This window comes from Megasphaera intestinihominis, assembly GCF_040096415.1.
In the GTDB taxonomy this organism is placed as follows: domain Bacteria; phylum Bacillota; class Negativicutes; order Veillonellales; family Megasphaeraceae; genus Megasphaera; species Megasphaera intestinihominis.
On sequence record NZ_JBBMEU010000023.1, the window covers coordinates 24049 to 32625 of the forward strand.

At 55.4% G+C, this 8577-nt stretch carries 8 protein-coding genes; 2 read left to right on the forward strand and 6 right to left on the reverse strand.

Features of this window, described 5'->3' with window-relative positions; all coding sequences use genetic code 11:
* Positions 1-120: 120 nt before the first annotated feature.
* Entirely contained in the window at positions 121-1758 is a 1638-nt protein-coding gene (locus WMO23_RS05215; RefSeq protein ID WP_292281568.1) for a phosphoglucomutase, read from the reverse strand.
* A gap of 177 nt (positions 1759-1935) precedes the next feature.
* Here WMO23_RS05215 and WMO23_RS05220 point away from each other — a divergent pair, with 177 nt between their 5' ends.
* Positions 1936-2691, forward strand: a complete 756-nt coding sequence (locus tag WMO23_RS05220; protein ID WP_292106119.1) for an exodeoxyribonuclease III — start codon at positions 1936-1938, stop codon at positions 2689-2691.
* Between the two features lie 24 nt (positions 2692-2715).
* Entirely contained in the window at positions 2716-3219 is a 504-nt protein-coding gene (locus WMO23_RS05225) for a hypothetical protein (protein ID WP_020310699.1), read from the forward strand.
* Positions 3220-3595: 376 nt separating this feature from the next.
* On the opposite strand, the gene WMO23_RS05230 is transcribed toward WMO23_RS05225, so the two are convergent.
* The 5 genes from WMO23_RS05230 to lepA all read right to left on the reverse strand — a co-directional run.
* Complete coding sequence (locus WMO23_RS05230) at positions 3596-5497, reverse strand: type I glutamate--ammonia ligase (protein WP_020310698.1); 1902 nt, start codon at positions 5495-5497, stop codon at positions 3596-3598.
* A gap of 164 nt (positions 5498-5661) precedes the next feature.
* On the reverse strand, positions 5662-6108 hold the full coding sequence (locus WMO23_RS05235) for a GatB/YqeY domain-containing protein (protein WP_020311404.1): 447 nt from the start codon (positions 6106-6108) through the stop codon (positions 5662-5664).
* Positions 6109-6134: 26 nt separating this feature from the next.
* Positions 6135-6314 carry a 30S ribosomal protein S21 gene (gene rpsU, locus WMO23_RS05240; protein ID WP_020311403.1) on the reverse strand — a complete coding sequence of 60 codons (180 nt, stop codon included), beginning with the start codon at positions 6312-6314 and terminating at the stop codon, positions 6135-6137.
* A 98-nt stretch (positions 6315-6412) separates the two neighbouring features.
* Positions 6413-7537, reverse strand: coding sequence for a radical SAM family heme chaperone HemW (hemW, locus tag WMO23_RS05245; protein ID WP_020311402.1), 1125 nt, complete (start codon positions 7535-7537; stop codon positions 6413-6415).
* On the reverse strand, positions 7534-8577 hold a 1044-nt coding region (gene lepA / locus WMO23_RS05250), incomplete at its 5' end, for a translation elongation factor 4 (RefSeq protein WP_349173401.1). The genes hemW and lepA, both read right to left, overlap by 4 nt.

Sequence of the window (8577 nt, forward strand, 5' to 3'; positions counted from 1 at the left end):
AGCTGTCCACTCCTTTTCGTTATTAAATTCCATGCTTCCCTATTATAGCACAGGTAGCGTACTGAATTCCACTGTCTGCATACGAAATGATAGAATTGACGACAAACTTGCAACTCTGAGCTATTTATTCAATGCCTTGCTGATGAGGGCCTTGCCTTCTTCCAGGAGCTTGCCGGCCTGGTCGGGCGAAACGAAGCTTTCAGCGTATAATTTGTACAGGTCTTCGGTGCCGGACGGGCGGGCGGCGACCCAGCCGTCGTCGGTCGTGATCTTGACGCCGCCGATGGCGAAATCACCATACGGGGACTTGGAGAGGACGGCCGTAATGGGGCTGCCGCACAAGGTCTTTTCCGTGACGTCGGCTTCGGTGAGGGCGCTGATCTTGTCTTTTTCTTCCAGCGTCGCCGGTGCATCGCTGCGCATGGTGTACGGCCGGCCCAGTTTTTCACAGAGGTCGTTGTAATATTCGATGGGCGATTTGCCCGTGACGGCGCGGATTTCAGCGGCCAGGAGGCACATGATCATGCCGTCCTTGTCGGTCGTCCAGACGCTGCGGTCCTTGGCGATGAACGAGCCGCCGGCACTTTCTTCGCCGGAAAAGGCGATCTTGCCATCTGTATAGAGGGGGCCGAAATATTTGAAGCCGACCGGGACTTCATAGAGCGGGATGTCCAGGAGCTTGGCTGCCCGGGCGAGCATATCCGTCGTGACGACGGTCTTGGCGATGCCCAGGCCTTCGAAATTGCGGTGCGTCATGAGATAATGGGCCGCGACGGTCAAAAAGGCGTTGGCCGAAATCATGCCTTCCGCGCCGGAGACGATGCCGAAGCGGTCGTAGTCCGGGTCATTGGCCAGGACGAGGTTATAGTCTGCGGCCTGGCCGGTGACGGCCGACATGACATAGGCCGACGAGCAGTCCATGCGGACCTTGCCGTCGTGGTCGTAATTCATGAAGGTGAACTGCGGGTCATACGTATCGTTGACGAAATCCAGGTCCAGGTGGTACGTGTCGGAAATCTGGTGCCAGTAGTTCATGCCCGACCCGCCCAGGGCGTTGACCAGGATGCGCAATTTAGCGTCGCGGATGGCGTCCATGTCGATGATGGAGTCCAGTTCGGCCACGTAGAGGCCCTTGTAATCATAAGGGACGACAAATGCGCTGTCCTTGGCCTGGTCATGGGCCATCATCTGGACGCCTTCGTTGTGGCCGGCCAGGAGACGGTTGGCTTCCCTTTCGATAGCCTTGGTGATATCCGAACCGGCCGGCCCGCCGGTAATGGGGTTATACTTGATGCCGCCATGTTCCGGAGGATTGTGGGACGGCGTAATGATCAAACCGTCGGCCAGGCGTTCACCACGATGGCTGTTGTAGCGCAGGATGGCCCGCGATACAGACGGTGTCGGTACGAAATCGCCAACACTATCGACGTAAGCCGTGACGCCGTTGGCTGCCAGGACGGACAAGACCGTTTCATAAGCCAGTTTCGACAGATAATGGGTATCTTCGCCGACGAACAGCGGCCCTTCGGCGCCGAACTGCTTGCGGAAGTTGCAGACAGCCTGGGTAATAGCCGCCACGTGGTCCTGGGTAAAGCTGCCGTTGCCGGCCTGGCCGCGATGGCCTGATGTGCCGAAACGGACCTGCTGATGAGGATCCGCCACATCGGGATGCGTCGTATGATATGCCGCAGCGATGGCTTTCAAATCAATGTAGTCTTCTTTTCTTACTTTGGTACCTGCCAATTCATGTACTGCCATACTATCACCTGCTTCATTATTTTGACAATCGCACAGCGATTTTATACAATAAGGACGAGTATGCGGGGTTCCATCCCCCACTCCCCATGGCTGTACGTCATCATTGTTATAGTTTACATTCATTATAACAAAAAATGTATCAATATCCTAGATATATAAGGAAGAAAGGTGATTTGCATGACAAAATTTATTTCCTGGAACGTCAACGGCCTGCGGGCTGTCATGAAGAAAGGCTTCATGGATACGTTCCAAGCCCTCGACGCCGACGTCTTCTGCCTGCAGGAAACAAAGCTCCAGGCCGGCCAGATCGACCTGGACCTGCCGGGCTATGAACAATACTGGAACTATGCCGACCGCAAAGGCTACAGCGGCACGGCCATCTTCACCCGCCTGTCTCCCCTGTCCGTCCGCTACGGCATGGGCATCGACGAGCACGACCACGAAGGACGCCTGATCACCCTGGAATTCCCGGAATACTACTTCGTGACCTGCTATACGCCCAATTCCCAGAGCGAACTGGCCCGCCTGCCGTACCGCATGAAATGGGAAGACGACTTCCGCCAGTACCTGCTGGAACTGCACCGGGACAAGCCGGTCATCGTCTGCGGCGACCTCAACGTGGCCCACGAAGAAATCGACCTCAAGAACCCCAAGACGAACCATAAGAACGCCGGCTTCTCCGATGAAGAACGGCAGAAGATGACGGACCTCCTGGCAGCGGGCTTCACCGATACGTGGCGCCACTTCTACCCCGACGTGACGGGCATCTATTCGTGGTGGAGCTACCGTTTCAAAGCCCGTCAGAACAATGCCGGATGGCGCATCGACTACTTCCTGACTACGAAGGACCTCGACGACCGGCTGGAAAAAGCCGCCATATACACCGACATCACCGGCAGCGACCACTGCCCGGTCGGTCTGGAATTGAAATGATTTTTTCGCAAAGGAGCGATACGTATGTTAAAGAAATTGACCACAGCCTTACTGGCCTGCACGGCTTTTGCCCTGCCCCAGGCCTTCGCCTTGTCCGTCCTGCCCGAAGCCGGTGTCAGCCTCGGCGTCGGCACGAAAGAACAGTACGCCGAAGCCAAAGTCCTGCCGCGGACGACCATCGGCTATAAACGGGCCGACCGCGACCAGTACGGCAACCAGAACGACATCTATGCCAAATACAATGTCATCGGCTCGAAAGTCCAGCTCCTCGGCGGCTGGCGCAACAACATCGACGAACAGTCGAGCTCGACGTCCTTCTACGGCGGCATCGGCGTCGCTGCGCCGCACATCCTGGGCCTCCAGCCCTATGCGACCTACGTCAAGGGCTCGCACTTTGCCGAAGCCCAGGCCGGCCTCAATTACAACATCGCCTTCGGCTGGGGCCTGAACGTCAATTACCATAACTACATGCCCGAAGACGGCGACAACGAACACGGCGTCGGCGCCGGCGTGACCTTCCATTTTTAAAGGACGCAGTTCGCAGGCCGCAGTTCGCATTCGCAGGCCGCATCGTAAGTGCCGTCCCAGGGGCGGCAAAAGGCAACCTCTCCGGCCCTATGGGCCACCTCTCCTATCAGGAGAGGCTTAAGGCTCCCTTTATAGGGGAGCTGGCAGCGTAGCTGACTGAGGGGTTGCTTGTCATTATAAAAAAGGGCTTGTCGCACGAAGGCTTTTGCCATCATGTGATATCCCTTTCTCTTTATAGTTTGTAGTGTGGAGTTTGTAGTTTGTAGAAGCTGATTTTAAATTTTTTACCATTTGCTGCAAACTAAAAACTATAAACTTAAAACTCAAAAAGGAGCTGTCGCAATGCGACAGCTCCTTTTTACATCCAAACGATATATTAGAAAGCGTTATGAGAATATTCGTAGTACATGTCGGTGAGCTGATCCATTTTGTCGCTCATTTCGACCATGAGGTCCGATGCGGTATCGTAGTCGTCAGCAGCCAGGGCCTGTTTGATCTTGGAGAAGATGGACAGGCTCTTTTCGGTGTCGCGGCCTAATTCCGTGCGGAGAGCGTTAATCTTGGTCCAGCGTTCGACTTCGAGAGCATTGCTGTCGCCATCAGCATGGAGCTGTTCGGCAGCGATGACTTTCGAGAGGTTTTCCGGAATGATGCGGTACTGGAGTTCCAGTGCCCAGCGGCTGAGAGCGCCGAGTTTGAAGGATTCCATGATGCGTTTCTGGAAAGCGTCGCAAGCGAGGTCGTCCAGTTTTTCCGGATACGTCGTAAGGGCTTTGAAGTTTTCCCATACCGTACGCGGAGCTTTGCCGAACATGGCATTGCGTTCTTCGTCGCTGAAGTTTTCGAAGACGTCGACTTCGGAGCGGTATGCCCGGTCTTTTTCCAGGTAATCTGCGTCTTCGCCCGGTTTCTTGGAGAGTTCAGCCAGGAGTTCAGCCGTCGATTTGCCGCTGGAGAGAGCGTATTTGATGCCGTCCAGAGCGCCGAGGTAGCACATAGCGATGGCGATGTACGTATTGGTGAACGGGTTGGGAGCGCGGAGTTCGAAACGCGTAGCTGCCGGGCTGGTGATGTCACGGATGAGGCCGGCCAGGACGGAACGGTTACGAGTCGGAACGTCCGGTGTTTCGCCGCCGAGAGCCGTAACGATGCAGACAGGAGCTTCGAAGCCCGGTTTCAAGCGGTTGAGGGAGTCCGTCGTCGACGATACGAAGGGGTTTATGACTTCGTAGTGTTTGAGGATACCCATGATAGCGCCATAGCCGACGGCCGAGAGGAATTCGCTCTTCATGTCATCCGGGTTGAAGAGGTTGACGAATTTGCCATTCTTCATGATAGCGCCGATGCCGAGATGCGTATGTTCACCGGAGCCGGCAACACCGTGGATCGGTTTTGCCTGGAAGGTGACTTCGAGGCCGTTTTCGCGGAAGACTTCGCGGACGATGATACGGGCAGCGATTTCGTTATCGGCTGTCTGTACAGGGTCGCTGGCGTATTTCCAGTCGACTTCGAGCTGTTCGAGGACGAAGGTCAATTTACCGGAATCGTCGATCTGGGCTTTGACGCCGCCGACTTCTTTATGGCCCATTTCCGGTTCGAGGCCGTATTTTTCAAGGCGTTCGACGGTCTGTTCAAGCGCCGTGCGGACGACGCCGTGTGTACGCTGCCAGTACTGTTCCTGCATCTTCTGGGATGCCGACAAGAGTCGGGTAGCTACGTCCTGGCTCGGGGTCTTGACCCAGAATTCCAATTCTGTAGCCGTCGTGAAGACGATCTTTTCGATGTCATCAGGATTGATGGACGTGCCTTTGATGCCGTATTTCTTGACAAGAGCCAAAATCTGGTCGCCTACGTAGTCGCAGGTGTTGCGAAGGATGGAACGGGAGTCGATAAAGCCCGTAGCATGGCGGAGGAAGCTCGGGATACGGAGCGTACCGACGGGTTTGCCCGTTTCCGAATCGATATTGCCGTCATTGTAATCGACGAACCAGTCGACGCCGGGGTCGGCTTTGATGTCGACACGAGCATTGGACAAGGTAGCGATGCCCGGCAGGACAACGGAAGAACCGTCTGTCTGGAAAGCCGTAGCATTGAAGAATTTATCGTATTCATCGAAGAATACACTGATAGGAATCTTTTCGTCCGTATCGTTACCGGCGAGGTCGATGCCTACGAGAGATACAAATTTAATTTCCGGGTGCTGTTCGAGTAAAGCCAGCACACCTTCTTTACCATATTGACCTGCAGGGATTACATATACTAAATCATCTTTAGCCATCATGACTCCTCCTTTGGGTGAAAAAAAAGACTCCGCCCCTGTGGTTAAGGTTCGGAGTCTTCTTTGACTCTTGTTTCATGACCTATTTTATTTTCAAATCATGCTAAAATAATACAATCAATCAGTCTATTTGTCAATAGATTTTTTAGAAAAATCTAACAAAACTAATTATTTTGTAAAATTTCTCGAACAATCTGTGAAACAAGCTTGCCGTCGGCCTTACCTTTGACCTTGGGCATGACGAGCTTCATGACGTCGCCCATCTTGAGACCGCTCTGACCGGCAACGGCATCGTTGACGATCTGGTGGATTTCATCGGCTGTGAGCTGTTTGGGCATGTACTTTTCCAGTACGGCCATTTCGGCCTTCGTTTCTTCGACGAGGTCGCTGCGGCCTGCCTTTTCAAACTCTGCCAACGATTCCTTGCGCTGTTTCATTTCTTTGGCAATGACGGCACCGACGCCAGCGTCATCGAGTTCGCATTTGCCGTCGATTTCCGTATTGCGGATGGACGAACGGACCATGCGGATGACGGATAAAGCCGTTTTACCGGCTTCTTTGGCTTTCATGGCCGCTTTCATGTCCTGAAGCAGTTCTTCTTTAAGAGACATGCTATCACCCTTCTTACATTTGACGATTATGCTCTGTACTTCCGTTTCCGTGCTGCTTCGGATTTTTTCTTTCTCCGTACACTCGGTTTTTCGTAGTGTTCACGTTTCCGTACTTCGGAAAGAACACCTGCCTTTTGGCAAGAACGTTTGAAGCGGCGAAGTGCGCTGTCTAACGTTTCGTTTTTACCAACTCTGATTTCTGCCATTCTATTATCCCTCCCTCCAAGGTATGATAGGGAGTGCTTTTACTGCACACAATGAAATTATACTCAGATTAGTGTCATTTGTCAACAATTTCTGAGGTTCAGCGTATAAATTTACTGAATACATAATTGCCATATCCTAAACCGTCTTCACTGAGGCAGCAGCCCCGCTCGGTGCGTTCCAGGAGGCCCTGGCGGATGAGGCCGTCGATGACAGGACCGAAGTCGGCTTCGATGGATTTCCCGAAGCGTCTGGCATAATCGCCGTAATCGATGCCGACCCGGCGGCGCAGGGCCAGGAAGCAGTAATCTTCGACGGCCCGTTTGGCGTCGATGGCGACGGATTCGGCGACGACACTCTCCCTGCCGGCCTTATGGATATACGCCGGGATGTTGGCTATATTGGCCCAGCGCGTCGTCCCATCGAAGGAATGGGCCGATACGCCGAAGCCGATATAAGGCTCATAAGTCCAGTATTTGCTGTTATGGCGCGACTCGAAAGGCCCTTTGGCATAGCTGGAAATCTCGTAGTGATGGAAGCCATAACCGTGCATGGCGTCGTGGACGGCCTTCCCCATGGCTTCGACCGTCCCGTCAGGCGGCAGGTGCCATGTCCCCTTTTCCAGGCCCGCCTTGAGCTGCGTCCCGTCTTCGACGATGAGGCTGTAAATGGACGCGTGGACCACGGGCAGCTGGGAAAGGCGCTCTACGTCGCGGCGGACGTCGGCCAGGTGCTGGCCGGGCAGGCCGTACATCAGGTCCAGGGACAAATTATGGATGCCAGCCGCGTAGGCCGCCTGGATGGCCGCTTCGCCCTGGGCTGCCGTATGGACCCGGCCCAGAAAGGCCAGCATGGCGTCGGAAAAGGACTGGACGCCCAGGCTCAGGCGGTTGACGCCGCAATCGGCCAGAGCCGCGGCCTTATCATAATCGAGACTGTCCGGATTGGCTTCTATCGTGATTTCCGCATCGCTGGCAATGCAGAAGGTCTGCCGCAGGGTCTTCAGGATGCAGCTGACGTCGCCGGCTTCCAGCATTGACGGCGTACCGCCGCCGACGTAGACCGTATCAGCCCCTTCCCCGGTATAAGGCGAGGCCGCGATGTCCCGGCACAGGGCTTCGACATAGCCCTGGCAGTATCGCTCCAGGCCGGCATAGGACGGAAAGTCGCAGTACAGGCATTTATGGCGGCAGAACGGGATGTGGACGTATAGGCCCAGCGTCATTCTTCGTCGACTTTGAGGACGGCCATGAAGGCTTCCTGCGGGATTTCGACGGTACCGAACTGTTTCATGCGCTTCTTGCCTTCCTTCTGTTTTTCCAGGAGCTTGCGCTTACGGGAAATATCGCCGCCATAGCACTTGGCCAGGACGTCCTTGCGCAGGGCTGCCACGTTTTCGCGGGCAATGATCTTATTGCCCACAGCGGCCTGGATGGGGATCTGGAAGAGCTGGCGCGGAATGAGGCTGCGCAGTTTTTCGACCAGGGCGCGGCCGCGGCGGGCGGCGAAATCCTTGTGGACGATGACGCTCAGGGCGTCGACGACGTCGCCGTTGATGAGGATGTCCATTTTGACCATAGGCGAGGCCTGGTAGCCGTTGAGCTCATAATCGAGGGACGCATAGCCGCGGGTCGCCGACTTGAGGACGTCGAAGTAGTCGTAGAGGATTTCACACAGGGGCAGGTTGTAGATCAAAGAAACGCGCGTGTCGTCGAGGTAATCCATGGTGACGTACTGACCGCGGCGGTTCTGGGAGATTTCCATGACCGTGCCGACCATGTCCTTGGGGATGATGATCGTCGTCTTGACCAGCGGTTCTTCGATGTGGTCGATTTTCGTCATGTCCGGCATCTGCGACGGGTTGTCCACTTCGACCATGGTGCCGTCCGTGCAGTAGACGTGGTAAATGACCGACGGCGCCGTCGTGATCAGGGACAGGTTGTATTCCCGTTCCAGCCGTTCGCGGACGACGTCCATGTGCAGGAGTCCCAGGAAGCCGCAGCGGAAGCCGAAGCCCAGGGCCGACGACGTTTCCGGTTCAAAGAGCAGCGCCGCATCGTTGAGGTGGAGCTTCTCCAGGGCATCGCGGAGGTTGTCGTAGTCGTTCGTTTCGACCGGGTAGAGGCCGCAGTAGACCATGGGCACAGCCTTGCGGTAGCCCGGCAGGGCTTCTTTGGCCGGATTGTCGGCCAGGGTAACCGTATCGCCGACGCGGCAGTCGCGGCCGGTCTTCATGCTGGCAGATAGCCGCCGCTGCCACATTCC

What these genes read in the sequence shown, in the direction of transcription:
- WMO23_RS05225 (WP_020310699.1), top strand. Translation starts at nt 2,716, where the DNA reads ATGTTAAAGAAATTGACCACAGCCTTACTGGCCTGCACGGCTTTTGCC.
- rpsU (WP_020311403.1), bottom strand. Translation starts at nt 6,314, where the DNA reads ATGGCAGAAATCAGAGTTGGTAAAAACGAAACGTTAGACAGCGCACTT.
- hemW (WP_020311402.1), bottom strand. Translation starts at nt 7,537, where the DNA reads ATGACGCTGGGCCTATACGTCCACATCCCGTTCTGCCGCCATAAATGC.
- WMO23_RS05215 (WP_292281568.1), bottom strand. Translation starts at nt 1,758, where the DNA reads ATGGCAGTACATGAATTGGCAGGTACCAAAGTAAGAAAAGAAGACTAC.
- WMO23_RS05220 (WP_292106119.1), top strand. Translation starts at nt 1,936, where the DNA reads ATGACAAAATTTATTTCCTGGAACGTCAACGGCCTGCGGGCTGTCATG.
- WMO23_RS05235 (WP_020311404.1), bottom strand. Translation starts at nt 6,108, where the DNA reads ATGTCTCTTAAAGAAGAACTGCTTCAGGACATGAAAGCGGCCATGAAA.
- WMO23_RS05230 (WP_020310698.1), bottom strand. Translation starts at nt 5,497, where the DNA reads ATGGCTAAAGATGATTTAGTATATGTAATCCCTGCAGGTCAATATGGT.